The organism is Xanthomonas sp. D-109, from assembly GCF_017746095.1.
In the GTDB taxonomy this organism is placed as follows: Bacteria; Pseudomonadota; Gammaproteobacteria; order Xanthomonadales; family Xanthomonadaceae; genus Xanthomonas_A; species Xanthomonas_A sacchari.
This window is the reverse complement of record NZ_JAGHWV010000008.1, coordinates 97,482-115,240: the sequence shown is the minus strand read 5'-3', so window position 1 is coordinate 115,240 and position 17,759 is coordinate 97,482. Positions and strand designations below refer to the sequence as shown.

16 protein-coding genes and 1 riboswitch are annotated in these 17,759 nt (G+C 68.1%); of the genes, 2 read left to right on the top strand and 14 right to left on the bottom strand.

What is annotated here, in order from left to right; genetic code table 11:
- Window positions 1-76: 76 nt before the first annotated feature.
- From J7357_RS08660 to J7357_RS08615, 10 genes are all read right to left on the bottom strand, one after another.
- A complete protein-coding gene (locus J7357_RS08660; protein ID WP_244667381.1) occupies window positions 77-1,423 on the bottom strand; it encodes a hypothetical protein in 1,347 nt (448 codons plus the stop codon).
- A complete protein-coding gene (locus tag J7357_RS08655) occupies window positions 1,420-2,010 on the bottom strand; it encodes a hypothetical protein (RefSeq protein WP_209245814.1) in 591 nt (196 codons plus the stop codon). Before J7357_RS08655 ends, J7357_RS08660 begins: the two co-directional genes overlap by 4 nt.
- A gap of 70 nt (window positions 2,011-2,080) precedes the next feature.
- Complete coding sequence (locus J7357_RS08650) at window positions 2,081-2,605, bottom strand: hypothetical protein (RefSeq protein ID WP_209245813.1); 525 nt, start codon at window positions 2,603-2,605, stop codon at window positions 2,081-2,083.
- A 24-nt stretch (window positions 2,606-2,629) separates the two neighbouring features.
- Complete coding sequence (locus J7357_RS08645) at window positions 2,630-2,956, bottom strand: hypothetical protein (RefSeq protein WP_209245812.1); 327 nt, start codon at window positions 2,954-2,956, stop codon at window positions 2,630-2,632.
- Window positions 2,957-3,010: 54 nt separating this feature from the next.
- Window positions 3,011-3,550, bottom strand: a complete 540-nt coding sequence (locus tag J7357_RS21500) for a DUF4189 domain-containing protein (RefSeq protein WP_209245811.1) — start codon at window positions 3,548-3,550, stop codon at window positions 3,011-3,013.
- Window positions 3,551-3,566: 16 nt separating this feature from the next.
- Window positions 3,567-4,697, bottom strand: a complete 1,131-nt coding sequence (locus tag J7357_RS08635; RefSeq protein ID WP_209245959.1) for a type IV secretion system protein — start codon at window positions 4,695-4,697, stop codon at window positions 3,567-3,569.
- A gap of 49 nt (window positions 4,698-4,746) precedes the next feature.
- On the bottom strand, window positions 4,747-5,385 hold the full coding sequence (locus J7357_RS08630; protein ID WP_209245957.1) for a hypothetical protein: 639 nt from the start codon (window positions 5,383-5,385) through the stop codon (window positions 4,747-4,749).
- A 513-nt stretch (window positions 5,386-5,898) separates the two neighbouring features.
- Window positions 5,899-6,429, bottom strand: a complete 531-nt coding sequence (locus J7357_RS08625) for a GNAT family protein (RefSeq protein WP_209245810.1) — start codon at window positions 6,427-6,429, stop codon at window positions 5,899-5,901.
- Window positions 6,430-6,433: 4 nt separating this feature from the next.
- Window positions 6,434-6,844, bottom strand: coding sequence for a hypothetical protein (locus J7357_RS08620; protein ID WP_209245809.1), 411 nt, complete (start codon window positions 6,842-6,844; stop codon window positions 6,434-6,436).
- Between the two features lie 50 nt (window positions 6,845-6,894).
- Window positions 6,895-8,145 carry a multidrug effflux MFS transporter gene (locus J7357_RS08615; protein WP_244667379.1) on the bottom strand — a complete coding sequence of 417 codons (1,251 nt, stop codon included), beginning with the start codon at window positions 8,143-8,145 and terminating at the stop codon, window positions 6,895-6,897.
- 289 nt (window positions 8,146-8,434) lie between these two features.
- Window positions 8,435-8,538: riboswitch (glycine riboswitch) on the top strand.
- A 102-nt stretch (window positions 8,539-8,640) separates the two neighbouring features.
- Between J7357_RS08615 and gcvP the strand changes: the two genes are divergently transcribed.
- On the top strand, window positions 8,641-11,502 hold the full coding sequence (gcvP, locus tag J7357_RS08610; RefSeq protein ID WP_209245808.1) for an aminomethyl-transferring glycine dehydrogenase: 2,862 nt from the start codon (window positions 8,641-8,643) through the stop codon (window positions 11,500-11,502).
- Between the two features lie 229 nt (window positions 11,503-11,731).
- Complete coding sequence (locus tag J7357_RS08605) at window positions 11,732-13,846, top strand: catalase (RefSeq protein WP_209245807.1); 2,115 nt, start codon at window positions 11,732-11,734, stop codon at window positions 13,844-13,846.
- Window positions 13,847-14,688: 842 nt separating this feature from the next.
- Here J7357_RS08605 and J7357_RS08600 read toward each other — a convergent pair.
- Genes J7357_RS08600 through J7357_RS08585 form a run of 4 tightly spaced genes read right to left on the bottom strand, consistent with a single transcriptional unit; the run spans window position 14,689 to window position 17,703 of the window.
- Window positions 14,689-15,387 carry a glycosyltransferase gene (locus J7357_RS08600; RefSeq protein WP_209245806.1) on the bottom strand — a complete coding sequence of 233 codons (699 nt, stop codon included), beginning with the start codon at window positions 15,385-15,387 and terminating at the stop codon, window positions 14,689-14,691.
- On the bottom strand, window positions 15,384-15,980 hold the full coding sequence (locus tag J7357_RS08595) for a class I SAM-dependent methyltransferase (RefSeq protein WP_209245805.1): 597 nt from the start codon (window positions 15,978-15,980) through the stop codon (window positions 15,384-15,386). The genes J7357_RS08600 and J7357_RS08595 overlap by 4 nt, the downstream gene beginning before the upstream one ends.
- Window positions 15,977-16,744 carry a PIG-L family deacetylase gene (locus J7357_RS08590; RefSeq protein ID WP_209245804.1) on the bottom strand — a complete coding sequence of 256 codons (768 nt, stop codon included), beginning with the start codon at window positions 16,742-16,744 and terminating at the stop codon, window positions 15,977-15,979. Before J7357_RS08590 ends, J7357_RS08595 begins: the two co-directional genes overlap by 4 nt.
- Window positions 16,732-17,703, bottom strand: a complete 972-nt coding sequence (locus J7357_RS08585; protein ID WP_244667398.1) for an acyl-CoA dehydrogenase — start codon at window positions 17,701-17,703, stop codon at window positions 16,732-16,734. Before J7357_RS08585 ends, J7357_RS08590 begins: the two co-directional genes overlap by 13 nt.
- Window positions 17,704-17,759: the final 56 nt, after the last annotated feature.

Genomic DNA, 17,759 nt, shown 5'->3' with positions numbered 1-17,759 from the left:
AGGTAAGCGCGTAGAGGAGATGCGCGGCGTGCGGTTCAATCAAGCGGGGAAAGAAGCCACGACATGACCGAAGCGCTCATCGCGCTCGTGCAGACACCTGCTGCGCCTCGCTGTCGGCCTGCGGCAAAGCGAGCGCCGCCCCGCCCTTGGCGGGTGAGGCGATCGCCTCTTCCGGTCGCGATGGCGCCGCAGAGAGATCGACCTTCACCCTGAACCCCGGCGTATACCCTTCGATCCAGGCACTGCAGCCGTCGACCATGACGTGCTTGATCTGCTCGGGCCGCGTCATGCCGTCGCGCTGGGCCTGCGCCGCGGCATGCCTCACCGTGGCATCCGGCGTGGCGGCCGGCAATCGCGCCTTGATGGCACAGAAGAGCGGGTCTTCGTCGCGCACTGCCGCCCCCTGCTCCGGCACCTTCAGCGGCACGTGCCAACCCTGCGGCTCGCGGGCTTCCGTCTTCGGCAGATTCAGCCGCTGCATGTGCCCCGGCCATTCCGCCGCACCGATGCCCTGCCGGCCTTCGCCCGGCGGCAATGGCCCGCGCAGTTCATTGATGGCGTCACCGGCCAGCCCGCGCACGCCGCGCGCCAGAAGCGTGGTGCCGATGCGCATGGACTCGACATCCTCGCGGTACCTGCCGATCATCGGCGCGTCCTGCGCGGCGCGCTGCTGCGCCGCCGGATCTTCCAGCACGGACCGGTCGGGCCGCCCGTTGCCGTCCACCGGCAGGAAGTTGTGCATGCGGTGCGACTCGACGATCAACCCGCCGACCGCACTGAAAGGATTGCGTGCCTCCCAGCTTCCCTTGCTGTTGTCGTAGCCGGCGCGCTGCAGCGTGGCGACTTCCTCGGGCGTGGCATAGATGCGGACCTGGCCGTAGTGCCGGCTGGCAGCGCTGACCGGGTCGCCGGCCATGACGTGGTTGATGACGTCGGTGCCGCCTTCGGGAATGCGCCGATCCAGGCTGACCGCGCCGTAGGCGTTGAAGGTTTCGCCCTTCAGGCCGAAGTGGTGGGCCGTGACCTGTGCGAGGTCACCGCCTAGGGAGTGACCGGTGACAACGACAGGCGGAACCCTTCCATGCTCGCCTATCTTCTCGGCATATTGCACGGCTTCGCGCGTGAACTCGATGGCGTCATTCACCTGCCTATTGTGCCGCGTAGCGACCATGCCGCCATCGGCCGCAAGGCCATCTTGCAACGGCTGACGATCGAATTCGGTCCCGCGATGCGCGACAACCAACTCGCCGGTATTCACTCGCTGGTAGAGGATGCCTTGATAGCCGGAAGGTCGATCCACGTATGCAAGGCGCCGGTAGAACTCTCCACCGATTTCAATGGTGGCGCTCTTCGGCCCAAACTCATTCGGCTTCGAATAAACGTCGTATGCGAGGGTTGCGTACTGTTGACTGGTCAACGTCATGGGGCCACCCGCTCTGCTTTGAGCGTGACCTTGAACAAGTTGTTGCGAGTCTCTTCGTCGAAATCTTCCGCATTGCGCTGACCGATATCCTGGAAATCATCCATATCCTCCTTGGGATAGCGGCCCTTCCAGAAGTAGGTGACCTTCGACCGGGACCCGATAATCTCTGGCCTCTCAAGACTGGGAGAGAAATTCGTCTCCTGCTGCTTGCCTGTTGCCTTCAATCCGATGACGATGCCATTGATCCTCCAGTGGCAGATTCCCTTACCGTAGTAGTCAGCATCCACCATCCCATCGGTATAGATCGTAGTGGCATAGGTGTTGGCATCGACCTTCGCAAAAGCCGCAGGGATATGATCGTCCTTGCGTTTTGTCCACACGCCTTCAAGCGGCTCTCCTGGCGTGCATTGTTCGTAGTTGCTCATCTGATAGACAGCGGCAGCATCCACGAATCCAAACGGTCCCGGCGCATCCTCAATCGTCATCGTGATCCGATACGCCTGCGTCGGATGCGGATTCTTGCGGTACACCGGGTCACCATGGGCGTCGCCATGCGGATTGGCGGCGTTCTCCGAGGCAGTGTTCATCGGGTTGCATCCTGTCAACAACAGCAGAAAGGACAGAGCACAGGGAATCTTGGCTTTCACGGAAAGGATCTCAGGCCACGATCGTGCGCCGCGCGGCATGCTCTGCGGCAGCGAGGGCGTCGGTCAGCCGGCGGCAGCCATGGCGCACGTGCAGGCGCTGCATCAGCAACAGAGCGATCAACATCAGCAACGACAGGCCCAGCTCCGGCACCCGGATGAAGAGCGGCAGCGAACCGGGAAGCGCGACGGCTGCCAGCGCAGACAACCACATCAGCAAGGTCATCGCGGCTACCTGCAGGATGGCATGGCACAACTGCCTGGACTGGACCGTGCGCTTGCCACCGGAGCGCAGGCGCCACCAGGCGCGCGACGCGCGCACGACCAGCAGCGCCAGCATGCCCACCATGCCCAGTTGCAGCAGAGCACCCAACACCGCCAACGCCTGGGCCATCAGCAGCGCCGCGCCGCCCGCATGACGGTAGGCCAGCGCAGCCATCCCGGCGGTGAGCAGCAGTGCGAGCAGCGCCGTGGTCAGCAGCGCACATGTGCGCCGCACGCATATCTGCCACTCCTTCGACCACAGCACGTGGGACATGTCACGACTCCTGCATCGACCAAGTCAGGGAACGGCAGCGCTGTCCCGCACCACGGAAGAGCGCGGTGTCGCCGCCGCTGACCCCACCTTACCGCTCGTGAACGCATGGGGGCAGACACGCGCATACATCGCCGACGAGTACGCGTTGTAGCAGTAAGGATTGGTGACGGTGAACGCGCCCGTGGCGGGATTGATCGGCGCCCAGCAGTCGCTGGGCACGCCGATCGTGCAGAAGAGAAACGGATCGTTGTCGTAGTACGGAATGAACTCGTAGTAACCGTCAGTCTGCGCCGACGAGGGCAACGCCATCACTGACAGCAGCGCCAAGGGAAACAATCCACGCTTCTTCACGACCCTTTCTCCTTGAGGGGGTACCAATCTTCCAGCCTCGCTCGAGGCCAGGCATCAATAGCGCTTGAAAACCGCCTTGGAACATGCGGTGTAGATGACCTTGCATTGCATGCCGGTGACCGCGCGATTCTCTCGCTCGCAACGCTCCATCGCGACACCGCTGGCTGCTTCTTCGTCGCCTGCCGCGGCGAAACTTGTCGGTCCATCAAGGTACCCTCTCCCCCCCACTTGTGGCTCCGCGACGGCAGCGCACTGGTTCTTATAGACAAAGCCAATCCGGCAATCCTTTACACCATTGGAGACGCATCGTTTCAGCGCGTCAGCCTCCGCTTCGGATTTCGACGCCTTGCCTGTCGTCACACCAAAGCTGTTCCAGCCATCGCCCGCGCCCATGGCAATGGCACCCCAGGTCTTGACCCAGTACCCAGTCGGCCGGGGAGCCTCCTGCGGGGCCGCCTGGCTCTGCGGAATCGGGGCACAACCGGCCGCTCCCTGACCTCCAATAGGGTACTGCCCGGGGGGGCATCCCCCTTCCGCGTGAGCTTCGTGCGCCGCAACTATCAAGACGAGAAGTGTTAGGTACTTACATTTCATGGGCATATCTGTCACCTCAGCTGAAACGGGGCCCTTGGTTGGCCAACCCTCTACCACCACTGCCCTCGGGAAGGACATTGTTGGACGGCGCGCCGCTCACCCGCTGGCTGGGTGATCCCACCATCGAATCCGACGAAGCCTGCGAATCCGGTCGGGTTTGTGGTGGGCGGTAGGACCCCGGCGGCTGCCCCTGCGGCCCCGGCGAAGACGCAGTCGCAGGGCCGAAGGCCGTGTAGGTCATGAACGTGCCCATGTTGCCTTGCCAGACCGCCGCCGCGATCGTGGGTACCGTGACGATCAGCACCGTCATCAGCAACCCGATCCCGCCCTGCTGCAACGCCTGGGACGACAGGCCTTCGGCGTTGGCCAGCGGAATGAACTTCATCGCCCAGTACGCCGCCGCCACCTTGGCGGTGAACTTCAACACCATCGCCGACACCACCGACAGCATGGACATCGAGAACAGCGTGCCGATGACGTAGAACAGCCATTTCCGGAACAGGTCCTTGGTCTGGTCGAACATCAGGAAGAAGATGAAGATCGGGCCGATGCCCACCAGAAATGCCATGGTGAACTTGAACAGCAGCAACATCGCCCCGGCCGCCATCGGCGGGCTGGCCGTGCCGAAGCTGGCCAGCAGCATCGAGCGCCCCTTCTTCTCGATCGATTCGGGATCGTTGGCGTCCACACGCACCGCATCCAGCGCCGACAGCGCCAACTGGGTGTACTTGAGGTTGTCGTCGATCGAGTCGGCTGCGCTGCTGGTGTCGTCGCCCGTGAACAACCCATGGATCTCCTTGTCCAGGTTGTCGGTCATCGTCTTGTGCAGCGCCGCGCCGTTCGCGCCCAGGGTCGAGGCGATCATCAGGATCACCGCGACCTTGGCCGCCTTGACCATCGTCGCCATCGCCGACTCGCGCGACTGCCCGGTCGCGATGCGGTAGCCCTGGATCAGGACCCAGAACGTGGTCGCGGTCAGCGCGATCACGCTCACCCAATGCATTGCCCGGCGCATCAGCTCCAGGCCGAAATCGGCAATCTCGTCGGTGAAGTAGTTGTTCACCAGGCGGAAGAACAGGAAGTCCCCCAGATTGGCGTCCGCCAACGGTTGCATCCAGTGCGTGGCGGTGTCGAAAAGTCCGTTCATGCTGCGTGCCTGCCCGATGTCCTGTGCTGTGTTGGAGTTGCCTGCGCCGTTACTTCGACAGCGCGCCGGCGAGCACACCCGCCTGGATCACCTGCCCCAGGATGTTGCTCTTGTTGCCGTCCAGCGCCCGCCGCGCCAACCGCGACTGGTCGTCCTTGAGCGCCACGATGTAGGTGTCGTAGGCCTTCATCTGCGCCTGCCAGTAATCCAGGTCCATGGCGTTCTGCGCCACGAAGCGCTGTACCTCGTTGTCGTTGGCGGCCAGGGCGCCCTGACTGGTCTGTACGCTGTCGCGCTGCGCCTGCACCTGCTTGAACTGCTCGTTGCGCTGGATCAGGCGCTTGAGCATGCGCACCGTCTCGTTGTACTGGGCGTTCTTGGCCAGCACGATGCGCGCGCAGACCTTCATCTGCTCGTCGACGGCGCTGCCGTTCAAGTCCGGCGCGAGCGCCTTGAACTGGTTCATCAGCCCGGCGATGCCGCTCTGGCTTGCGCCCGGGCAGCTGTCTTCCAGGCCGTAGTCCTGGGGCCGTTCCGGAAAGGTGTCGGCCATGGGGGAATCGCCGAACTGCAGCCGCTGCAGCTTGATCAGCTGCTGCTGGTAGTGCTCCAACTGCATCTGGTACTGCTTGACGGTCTCTGCCCAGCGCTTGGCATCCTTGGCGTATTCCTCCAACGCCTTGGCCATCGACATCGGGTCGTTGACGATCCATGTCGCGTTGGCGGGCGCGGCGACCAGGCAGGCGGCGAGCGCGACACCTGCGAACAGGCGCGAGAAGCGGTGGCGACGGGTCGAGGGGTGGGTCATGGCGGTCTCGGCATGTCTGGTGCGATACAGGGGAGTGACGATCATCGCGGCGACTGCACGGCGGCAGGCGGCGACGAACCGCCGTCAGCGGCCGCAGCGCGGCCACTGGATGGTCGGGTTCGAGAGCCTGCTGCGGCCATCGTCCTTGATGAGCGGATGAGTCAGGTGGCGCGGGACTCTTGCATGAAGCGCATTCCATTTCCACCGCCCCATGCGGCCCCGTAGGGAGGCGTATTCAGCGAAGCCAGGCATGCCAATGCTTTCGCCGATCTGGGTAGGAAAACTCCGACATTGCGTCGCGGCATGTCCCGAGCCGGCCAACGACGCTGTCACCGCCGGTTTTGCGCAGGCAGGTCCGCGCCAGCCCGCCTCAGCCGACCGCGATGCGGCCGTTCAGTCGTCGGCGAGCCGCGCCCAGCGCTCGTGGTCGCGCCAGACCCCGCCGATGCGCAGGTAGCGTGGCGAATAGCCTTCGCGGCGGAAGCCGGCGCGCTGCGCCAGGGCCAGCGAACGGGTGTTGTCCGGCTGGATGTTGGCTTCCACCCGGTGCAGGCCCAGTTCGGCGAAGGCGTAGGCCACGCACAGGCGCAGCGCATGCGTCATCAGCCCGCGGCCCTCGCAGCCGGCCATGGCGTGGTAGCCCAGATAGGCGCTCTGGAAGCAGCCGCCGACCACCTGGCTGAAGGTGAACAGGCCGGCGAGCGCGCCGCTGCTGCGTTCGCGCGCCAGCAGCGCGATGTTGCTGCCGTCCAGGGTCTGCGCGTACCAGGCTTCGAACCCGGGCACGTCGGTGAACGGATAGCTCCACGGGTGATGCAGGGCGACGCTGGCGCGGTGCGCCTGGATCAGTGCGATGCCGTCGCGGCGACGCACCCGCGTCAGCAACACGGCCTCCTGCGCAGCCTGGCCCGCGCTCTGGCCCATGGCCTCAGGCCGGGGCCGCCGCGCCGTCGTCGCGGCGCATGACCTGGGCGTGGCGCGTCTTGAACTCGTCGAAGCTCAGGCCCTGCGCCTGCGCATCGGCGTGCGCGGCGTCCTTCAGCGCGTCCGAGTACATCAGCCGCACCGGCGTGCCGGCGCGTTCGTGCAGTTCCGCCGCCTGCATGATCAGCGACAGCACCTGCGCGGCGCTCTCGCTCTGGCCGGCGATGCGCCCGTCCATGCCCAGCACCCACTCGCCGTCGCGGCGCACGATGCCGGCCAGCAGCGTGCGCTGCTGGTCGCGCAGTTCCGCATGCGGCTCGATGGGCGCGACCGGCGCGGCATCCTCGGCACGGTGGCGCAGGCGCTCGGCCAGCTTCTTGCGCAGATCGCGGCGCTGCTTGGACTGGATGGACATGCGGTTTCCTCAACGATGACCCGACGACGATAGCCCAACCGCGACGCCGCTCACAGCGGGTCCGCCGGTTCCAGCCGCGGCACCTGCGCGCCCGGACGCGGCAGGCGCTTGCCGCTGCGCCGCTCCCAGCGCCAGAAGCCCCAGCCGAGCAGGAAGAACGCGCCCGAACCCAGCGCCAGGTGCAGCGCATGGCCGCTGAGCAGCGGCGACAGCACCCCGGCCACCAGCACGGTCACCATCAACTGGGTGAAGGCCTGCAGCGACGAGGCCAGCCCGCGCTGGCGCGGGTACATGTCCAGCACCGCCAGCGCCAGGATTGGGAAGATCAGCGCGGTGCCCAGGCCGGCGAAGAAGATCGGCAGCACCGCCCACGGCAGCGCGATCGCCGGCGCCAGCGCGGTGTAGGCGATGTTGCCGGCCATCGACAGGCCGCAGCAGACGAAGCCGAAGCGCACCTGGCGCATCGGCCCCAGCCGCCCGGCCATGCGCCCGGACAGGAACGCGCCCAGGGTCATGCCGCCGATGGTCGGCAGGAACAGCCAGGCGAAGTCGCGCTCGGTCTTGCCCAGCAGGTCGATCATGAACACCGGCGCCGAGGCGATGTACAGGAACACCCCGCCGAAATTGAACGCGCCGGCCGCGGCCAGGCGCTGGAAGCGCGGATTGAGCGCGATGCCGATGTAGTCGCGCAGCAACGTGTGCGGCGCCAGCGGCGTGCGCGCCTGCGGCGGATGCGTCTCCGGCATCCAGCGCAGGGTCGCCAGCAACAGCAGCGAGGAGAAGCCAACCAGGAACCAGAAGATCAATGGCCAGCCGCGGCCGCTGCCCAGGATCCAGCCGCCGATGACCGGCGCGATCGCCGGGGCGATGCCGAAGATCATCGACACCTGGCTCATCAGCCGCTGCGCATCGTCGCCGTGGTACAGGTCGCGGATCACCGCCCGCCCGACGATCATGCCGACGCCGGCCGACACGCCCTGCAGCGCGCGGAACATCAGCAGGGTCGGCAGGTCGCGCGACAGCGCGCAACCGGCCGAGGCCAGGATGAACACGACCAGCCCGGCGACGATCACCCGGCGCCGCCCCAGCGCGTCGGACAGCGGCCCGTGGGCCAGGCCCATCAGCGCGTAGGCCAGCAGGTACACGCTCACCGTCTGCTGGATCGCCACCGGATCGGCGTGCAGGCGCTGCGCCAGCTGCGGGAACGCCGGGAAGATGGTGTCGATGGAGAACGGGCCGAACATCGCCAGCCCGGCCAGCAACAGGGCCATGCGGCGCGTGGACACGGACGGGAGCGTCATGGGGAGATCATCCTGAAAAGCCGGCCGCGGCGGCCGCAGGACCGGCGCGCGCGCGACGACGCCGTCCGGCATGGACGGGCGCGAGAGAAGGGAGTGCGGGCATGATACGCGCAGCCGCCGCCGGCGCGCATCCGCCACGGCTTGCCCATTCAGCCTGGCGTGGGGGCGAACCGCCCGCCGTGGGCGGCGCCGGCCACGCTATAATCGCGGCGCAGCAAGGTGGGAGAAGCGGGGCGACCCGCTGCCGAAGGCGCAAACGCCCGTAATCGCTCAGGCCCGATACCACCCGCACCAAGACTCTGGAGAGACCGGTCAAACCCGGCGCCGAAGGGGCACGAAGCGCGCGCCAGCCGCCGCTTCCAAACTCTCAGGCAAAAGGACAGAGGGGCATTGGGAAGACACGCGCTTCCCGTCGATCGTGCCCGCCGCTGCGGCCCGACGACGGCCTTGCGCGCGTCCCCGCCTCCTCGTGCCTTCCTCAGCCGGACGACTGCCATGTCTCACACCTCTTCGCTGCGCGACCTCGAACATCACTCGGCCTTCATCGAGCGCCACATCGGCCCGAACGACGCCGAGATCGCGCACATGCTGCGCACCGTCGGCCACGACTCGCTGGAGGCGATGACCGATGCCATCGTGCCGGGCAACATCAAATCGCCGGCCGCATTGGCGCTGCCCGACGCCGTCACCGAGGAAGAGGCGCTGGCCAAGATCCGCGCCATCGCCGACAAGAACAGCGTGTTCCGCAGCTTCATCGGCCAGGGCTACTACGGCACCCACACGCCGAAGGTGATCCTGCGCAACATCCTCGAGAACCCGGCCTGGTACACCGCCTACACGCCGTACCAGGCGGAGATCTCGCAGGGCCGCATGGAAGCGCTGATCAACTTCCAGACCATGTGCGCCGACCTCACCGGCATGGAGATCGCCAACGCCTCGCTGCTGGACGAAGCCACCGCCGCGGCCGAAGCGATGACCCTGGCCAAGCGCTCGGCCAAGTCCAGGTCCGACACGTTCTTCGTGCACGACGCGGTGCATCCGCAGACCCTGGAACTGCTGCGCACCCGCGCCGAGCCGCTGGGCATCGTGCTGCGCGTGGGCACCCCGGAGGAAGCGCTGCAGGCCGAGTGCTTCGGCGTGCTGCTGCAATACCCCGACAGCTTCGGTCACATCGGCGACCACAAGGCGCTGGCCGACGCGGTGCATGCGCAAGGCGGCCTGGTCGCGGTCGCCACCGACCTGCTTGCGCTGACCCTGATCGCCGCGCCGGGCGAATGGGGCGCGGACATCGTGGTCGGCAACTCGCAGCGTTTCGGCGTGCCGTTCGGCTTCGGCGGCCCGCACGCGGCGTTCATGGCCTGCCGCGACGCCTACAAGCGTTCGATGCCGGGCCGCCTGATCGGCGTGTCGATCGACGCCGCCGGCAACCCCGCCTACCGCCTCACCCTGCAGACCCGCGAGCAGCACATCCGCCGCGAGAAGGCCACCTCCAACATCTGCACCGCGCAGGTGCTGTTGGCGGTGATGGCCTCGATGTACGCGGTGTACCACGGCCCCGAGGGCCTGGTGCGCATCGCCCGCCGCACCCACCGTCTGGCGGCGATCCTCGCCGCAGCGCTGCGCGGCGCCGGCGTCGCCGTCGGCGAGCGCTTCTTCGACACCCTGCACGTCACCGGCGTCGATGCCGAGGCCATCCACGCCAAGGCGCGTGCGGCCGGCATCAACCTGCGTAAGATCGACAGCGCGTCGCTGGGCATCAGCCTGGACGAGACCGCCACCCGCGCCGACGTGGTCGCGCTGGCACAGTTGTTCGGCGCACGGGCCGACGTGGACGCGCTCGACGCCGCCACCGCCGACGCGCTGCCGCCGCAACTGCTGCGGCACAGCGCGTTCCTGCAGCACCCGGTGTTCAACACCCACCACAGCGAGCACGAACTGCTGCGCTACATGCGCGCGCTGGCCGACAAGGACCTGGCGATGGATCGCACCATGATCCCGCTCGGCAGCTGCACCATGAAGCTCAATGCCACCGCCGAGATGATCCCGGTGACCTGGCCGCAGTTCGGCGCGATCCATCCGCTGGCCCCGGTCGAGCAGAGCGTCGGCTACAAGCAGCTGATCGACGAACTGGAGGCGATGCTGGTCGAATGCACCGGCTACGACGCGGTCAGCCTGCAGCCCAACTCCGGCGCGCAGGGCGAGTACGCCGGCCTGCTGGCGATCCGCGCCTATCACCGCGCCCGCGGCGAAGGCCATCGCGACATCTGCCTGATCCCCGAATCGGCGCACGGCACCAACCCGGCCTCGGCGCAGATGTGCGGCATGACCGTGGTGGTGACCAAGTGCGACGGCAACGGCAACGTCGACGTCGCCGACATACGCGCCAAGGCCGAGAAGTACTCGGACCGCCTGGCCGCGCTGATGATCACCTACCCGTCCACCCACGGCGTGTTCGAGGAAGACGTGGTGGCGATCTGCGAAGCGGTGCATGCGCACGGCGGCCAGGTCTACACCGACGGCGCCAACATGAACGCGCTGGTCGGCCTGGCCAAGCCCGGCAAGTGGGGCTCGGACGTGTCGCACCTGAACCTGCACAAGACCTTCTGCATCCCGCACGGCGGCGGCGGCCCCGGCGTCGGCCCGTGCGCGGTGAAGGCGCATCTGGCGCCGTACCTGCCCAAGACCCTGGGCGGCGACGGCGAGGTCGGCATGGTCAGCGCCGCCAGCTTCGGCAGCGCCTCGATCCTGCCGATCAGTTGGATGTACATCACCATGATGGGCAACAGCGGGCTGCGCAAGGCCACCCAGGTCGCGCTGCTCAACGCCAACTACATCGCCAAGCGCCTGGCGCCGTACTACAAGACCCTGTACACCGGCCGCAACGGCCTGGTCGCGCACGAGTGCATCCTCGACGTGCGCCCGCTGGAGAAGACCAGCGGCATCGGTGCCGAGGACATCGCCAAGCGCCTGATCGACTTCGGCTTCCACGCGCCGACGCTGAGCTTCCCGGTCGCCGGCACGCTGATGGTGGAGCCGACCGAGAGCGAATCGCAGCACGAGCTGGACCGCTTCATCGACGCGATGATCCAGATCCGCGAGGAGATCGCCGCGATCGAGGACGGCCGCCTGGACCGCGAGGACAACCCGCTCAAGCACGCCCCGCACACCGCCGCGCAGGTCACTGCCAGCGAGTGGACCCACGCCTACCCGCGCGAGCTGGCCGCGTTCCCGCTGCCGACCCTGAAACAGCAGAAGTACTGGCCGCCGGTGGCGCGCGTGGACAACGTGTACGGCGACAAGAACGTGATGTGCGCGTGCATCCCGGTGGATGCGTACAAGGAAGACGCGGTGGTCTGAGCCGCGTCCTCGTTCGACGCTGCACCCGAGACCCAGCCTCGTGCGCGAGGCTGGGTTTTTTCATGCCTGCGCATCGCGCGCACGGCAGTAGACAAGTGCGTGCGATGCAGCGCGTTGCACGGCTCGTTCACGCCGCGCCGCCCAGGATCGGGATTCCACTGCAGCCCACGTGTTCGCGCGTCGGTCTCTCAGCACCCTCCCCGTTCGTCGCCTCCCGGAGCGATCTTCCATGGCCAGCCGCAAGCGCACGCCCAGCGATTCCGCATCGTCCACCGCCCCCACCTCCACCGCCGCGCCCACCGACCAGCGCGGCCATGGCGACGAACTGCACCAGCAGGCCGGCGGCACGCATCCGCCGCTGACCACCAACCAGGGCATCCCGGTCGCCGACAACCAGAACTCGCTGCGCGCCACGCCGCGCGGGCCGACGTTGCTGGAAGACTTCATCCTGCGCGAGAAGATCACCCACTTCGACCACGAGCGCATTCCCGAGCGCATCGTGCACGCGCGCGGCAGCGCCGCGCACGGCTACTTCGAGCTGACCGCCTCGCTGGCCAAGTACACCACCGCCAAGCTGCTCACCGAGGTCGGGGTGAAGACGCCGGTGTTCACCCGCTTTTCCACCGTGGCCGGCGGCGCCGGCTCGGTGGACACGCCGCGCGACGTGCGCGGCTTCGCCGTCAAGTTCTACACCAAGGAAGGCAACTGGGATCTGGTCGGCAACAACATCCCGGTGTTCTTCATCCAGGACGCGATCAAGTTCCCGGACCTGATCCACTCGGTGAAGATGGAACCGGACCGCGGCTTCCCGCAGGCCGCCAGCGCCCACGACACGTTCTGGGATTTCATCTCGCTGACGCCCGAGTCGCTGCACATGATCATGTGGGCGATGAGCGACCGCACCATTCCGCGCTCGCTGCGCATGATGGAAGGCTTCGGCATCCACAGCTTCCGCCTGCTCGATGCCGACGGCAACAGCACCTTCGTCAAGTTCCACTGGCGGCCGAAGCTCGGCCTGCAGTCCACGATCTGGGACGAGGCGGTGAAGCTGGCCGGCGCCGATCCGGACTTCCACCGCCGCGACCTGTTCGAGGCGATCCAGCAAGGCGACTTCCCGGAATGGGAGCTGGGCGTGCAGTTGTTCACCGAGGAACAGGCGGACGCCTTCCCGTTCGACCATCTGGATTCGACCAAGCTGATCCCGGAAGAACTGGTGCCGCTGCAGATCGTCGGGCGCATGGTGCTGGACCGCTGGCCGGACAATTTCTTCGCCGAGACCGAACAGGTGGCGTATTGCCCGGCCAACATCGTGCCCGGCATCGACTTCTCCAACGACCCGCTGCTGCAGGGCCGCCTGTTCTCGTACCTGGACACGCAGCTCAGCCGCCTGGGCGGGCCGAATTTCCACCAGTTGCCGATCAACGCGCCGAAGTGCCCGTTCGCGAACATGCAGCGCGACGGCCACATGCAGATGGGCGTGCCCAAGGGCCGCGTCGCCTACGAGCCCAGCTCGCTGCAGAGCGACAGCCCGCGCGAGACCGCGCGTGGCTTCGTCAGCCATCGCACGCCGGCCGAGGACGCCGCCAAGGGCCGCATCCGCGCCGAGAGCTTCGCCGACCACTACAGCCAGGCGCGCTTGTTCTTCCGCAGCCAGACCCAGCCGGAACAGGCGCACCTGGCCTCGGCGCTGGTGTTCGAGCTGTCCAAGGTCGAGACCGCGCACGTGCGTGCAGCGGTGGTCGGGCATCTGCGCCACATCGATCCCAAGCTGGCGCAGCGCGTCGCCGACGGTCTGGGCATGGACACGTTGCCGCCGGCACCGCCGGCCGCCGTCGCGCCGCAGGACATGCCGCTGTCGCCGGCGCTGCAGATCATCGGCAAGATGAAGCCCATCCTGGTCGGGCGCAGCATCGGCATCCTGGTCCACGACGGCTCGGACGCGGCAACGGTGAAGGCGCTGCAGAAGGCGGCGCGCGACGCCGGCGCCACGGTCAAGATCGTCGCGCCGAAGGTCGGCGGCGCCAAGCTCAGCGATGGCAAGAAGCTGGCCGCCGACGGCCAGTTGGCCGGCACCCCATCGTTCGTGTTCGACGCGGTGGCGGTGGTGCTGTCGGCCGAGGCCGGCAAGCAACTGAGCAAGGAATCGGCGGCCATCGACTTCGTCAGCAACGCCTTCGCCCACCTCAAGGCCATCGCGGCCGACGCCGGCGCGCAGCCGCTGCTGAAGGCCGGCAATGTGCAGAAGGATGCCGGGGTGGTCGAGGCCGGCGACAGCAAGGGCTTCATCAACGCCGCCAAGACCCGCCAGTGGAGCCGCGAGCCGAAGCTGCGCCTGCTCGCCTGAGCACAATGCGGCGGTGCCCGTCATGGCGCCGCCCCGCGTGGCGCCATGGCGATGATCGTGACCCGGCCGGGTCGCCGTCGGCACTCGCCGGTCCGCCAACCGGTGCACCACGATGGCCGCGAGCCGAGACCTGGGGTGCGCTGGGGACGCCATCGTTCGGTGTCACCACGGCCTCAACGGATGGCCGCGCGCCAGCGCGTGTTCCCAGGCTGCCGTCCGCATCGACGAGCGGCATTGCGAGGACAGGATCCGGCCGCAGGTACCGTCCCCATCCACAGCCTTCATGCCCTCATCAAGCGGCCGAAACAGGCCATCCGGGCGGGCCGGATGACGACCGGAAAATCGCCTGGTCAATTTTTCGCCACCCCTCTTGACACTGTTGTGTCACGGGCCGGCATCGGCCTTATCCACAACCTTATGCAGAAGTCATCCACACCCCCTGTGGACAAGGGGCCAAAGGCGCCCTCACCTGACCAGAACAAATAAGTCATTGATTCATGGTCAAAAAGCCTGTCACGGACTTGACAAAAAGCGGGCGAGCCCCTTCCGCGCCGCCAGCGAGGGCGAGGCCCGAGGAAAACTTATCCCGAACCTCGGGGCGGCGTGTCTACAAAGACACAGGGTGAAGGAGGCGTGAAATCTTCACCTGTTCGCGACGAACGGTTGACGCCGCTGGCGAGAGCCCTTTGTGGCCGGCCCTGGCGCTGCTTCTCACCGGCAGCGCCGAGCCATGCATGCTGCACTGCACCACGCCCAGCCAGTTGGTCAGCCCGCGCTGCCGGAGTCGACACGGGCATTTGAAGCGCGCGATGGCAAAGCCGCCCGCCGCGGCGCTCCAACCCTCAAGCCAGCGCGTCGCCATCGACCACGGGCAGCAGGGACTCGGCCAGGCTGCGTTCCATCTGCTTGAGATAGTCGCTGAAGCCACCGCAGGCACGCGCCACCCGCCGCGCGCTGGTGACCACCACCGGCTGCGCGCGGCGCGCGATCCGCGCCTGCACGCGCACCATCGCCTCGACCAGGGCCACGTCCTCGTGCGCGGCCAGCGGCAGGAAGCCGCCGCAGCGCAAGTACAGTTCGGCGCTGACGCCGAGGTTGGCGCCATGCACGTGCGGGTGGTCGTCCTCATGGCACTCACCGGCCAGGTAAGCCTCGCGCAACGTGGTGTCGTAGTCGGCCCAGTCGTTCACCGTGACGATGCCGCAGAACGCGTCGCTGGCGCAGTCCAGCTGGGCCGACAGCCAGTTCGCCGGCACCACCGAGTCCGCATCGGTACAGGCCAGCCAGCGCGCGCCGGCAGCCAGCGCCGCCTGCGCCGCCGCCGCCCGCGCGCTGCCGACATTGCCGCTCTGCAGCGCAATGGCGTGCGCGCCATGCGCGGCGACGATGCCGGCCGTACCGTCGCTGCACCGGTCCAGGGCGACGAACACCTGTACCGCCTCGCCGCGCAGGCCCGCGCATCGCGCCGCGCGCGCCACCGAGCGCAGGCAGGCGCCGATCAGCGCCTCCTCGTCGTGCGCCGGGATCAGTACCGCGATCACCGCAGCCGCTCCGCCGCGGCCACCGAATACGGCGTGGCGCTCCAGGCGTCGAGCACCACGTCCTCGTCCTCGTAGCGCAACAGCCGCGGCAGCTCCAGGCGCTGCGCGAGGCAGGCGTGCACCGCGCGCCCGTCCATGCAGGCCTCGGCGAACGGGTGCAGCCAGTGGCAGGCGACCAGCACGCCCTGTTCGCTCAGCGATGCACGCAGGCGCTGCGTGCATTCCTGCAATTGCGGCAAAGGCAGGTAGTAGCCGACCTCGCTGAACACGATCAGGTCGAAACGGCCCGGCGGCCAGGTGCGCGGATGCTCGGCCTGTTGCACCTGCACGTGCGCCGTGGCGGCATTGCGCTGCGCGGCCAGGGCCACCGCGCGCTCGGAGAGGTCGGTGGCCAGCAGCGCATCGCAGCGCGGCGCCAGGGCCGCGGTCAGTTCGCCGTTGGAGCAGCCGACTTCCCAGGCACGCGCGAAGCGCGCACGCGGCAGGCTGGCCAGCAGCAGCGCGCGTTTGCGCGCTTCGTACCAGCGCTCGCGATAGCCGAACGGATCGTCGTCGCGGTAGAGGGCGCCGAAATAGGCCTGGACCGAACTCATGCGACAAAGACCTCGAAGCGGCGTGCGAACCGTTGCAGCACCTGCGGTGGCAGGATCGGCGCCGGCACCGTTGGCTGCGCGGTGCCCAGTTGCGAGGCGAAGCACTGCAGCGCGTCCTGCTTGGCCTGCCAGTCGGCATCGTTCAGGGCATAGCGGACGGCGCCGTGCAGGGCCTGCGGCGCGGTGTCGGCCTGCAGCCAATGCCAGGCCCAGACCGGGAACTCGAGCAACCGTGCGGCGACGGCGGCGACCGCCTGCCGCACCGCACGTGCGCTGGCCTCATGGTCGGGATGGCCATCGCGGTGCCAGGTGGTCAGTACCAGGTCGCCCGCGCGCAACTGCGCATGCAGGCGTTCGGCCAGCACCGTCTCCTGCGCGCCGACCAGGCCGTCGCCGAGACCGAGGTGACAGATCGCGGCGGGATCGACGCCCAGGCGGCCCATGGCCGCGGCGAGTTCGGCACGCCGCACCGTGCGCAGGCGCTGCGGCGTCCAGTACGGGTCGTGCGGGTAGCAGGCTTCGCCGTCGGTCACCGCAATCAGCTGCACGGGGATGCCCAGCCGGCGCGCACAGGCGATCGCGCCGCCACAGCCCAGCGCTTCGTCGTCCGGATGCGGCGACACCACCAGCAACCGCGCTGTGTCCGCGATCATGCCCTCGATCGGGCGCTGCGGCAACGCGGCCAGCCACGCCGAACGCTGCCACGCCGACTCGGGCGTGCCGTCGCCATGGATCTGCGGCTGCGGCGCGCTCACAGCCGCCATGGCCGCACCTGCTCGCCCAGCGCCTGGCCGAGCGCGGCCCAGTCGTGCTCGGCATGACTCTGCCGCACGAATACTGCCAGATCCGCGCAGCGCATGGCGTGTTCGCGGTCGCTGCACAGCGGCGCCGGGCCGAGCGCACGGCCGACGCGATCGAGCACATCGGTGGCGGCGCGCTCCACGAACGAACGCAGCCGGACCACCGCGTGCCGATGCGCCTGCTCGGGCGCGGCATCGATGGCGGCCGCCAGTTCGCGCAGCAACGCGCGCGCGGCGCCGAGCTGCTGGTCGATCACGCCCAGGTGCATCGCTGCATGCGCGTCGCGCTGCAGCTTGGGATGCGCGCGCAGGCGCTCGGCCACCGCGCTGGCGGCGCCGTACCAACAAGCGGCGATCCCGGCGCCGCCGTGCCAGAAGCCGGGCCGTTGCAGGTACTTGCCCGGCGCGCCGATCGCCAATGCCGGCACCGCATCGAAGGTCACCGGCCCGCTGACCACGCGGGACATGCCGACCGCGGCCCAGGCCTGCGCGTCGACGGCGATGCCGGGCTGGCGCAATTGCACCTGCACCAGCTGCTGCCGCTCCACGTCGTGCGCGGTGATGAGCGCCTGGTCGACGATGCCGGCGCCGGAACACCAGGCCTTGCGGCCAAGCACTTCGCCACGTTGCGCATCGCCACGGTAGACCAGGCGCGCGTCCGGCGCCTCTGCAGCCCATACAGCGAACAGCTGCCCGGGCGGCGGCGCCGGTGCGCCGAGTTCGGCGAGGATGGCCTGCGCGTCGTAATGCGCTTCCAGCACCTTGGCCAGGCACACGTCGACCGCGGCGATCTCGGCCAGGATCCGCCAGCGGTCCAAGGTGTCGCCGCCGCCAGGCAGCGGCAAGCGTGGGTAGCGTGCCAGCGCATGCAGTGCGGCACCGCGCAGGTCGGCGGCATCGCCAAGGGCGACAGGGGAACGCAGTTCGGTCAAGCGAATCCTCTGTGCGAAGGTGCCGGGCAAGCTGCCGGTGCCGCAGT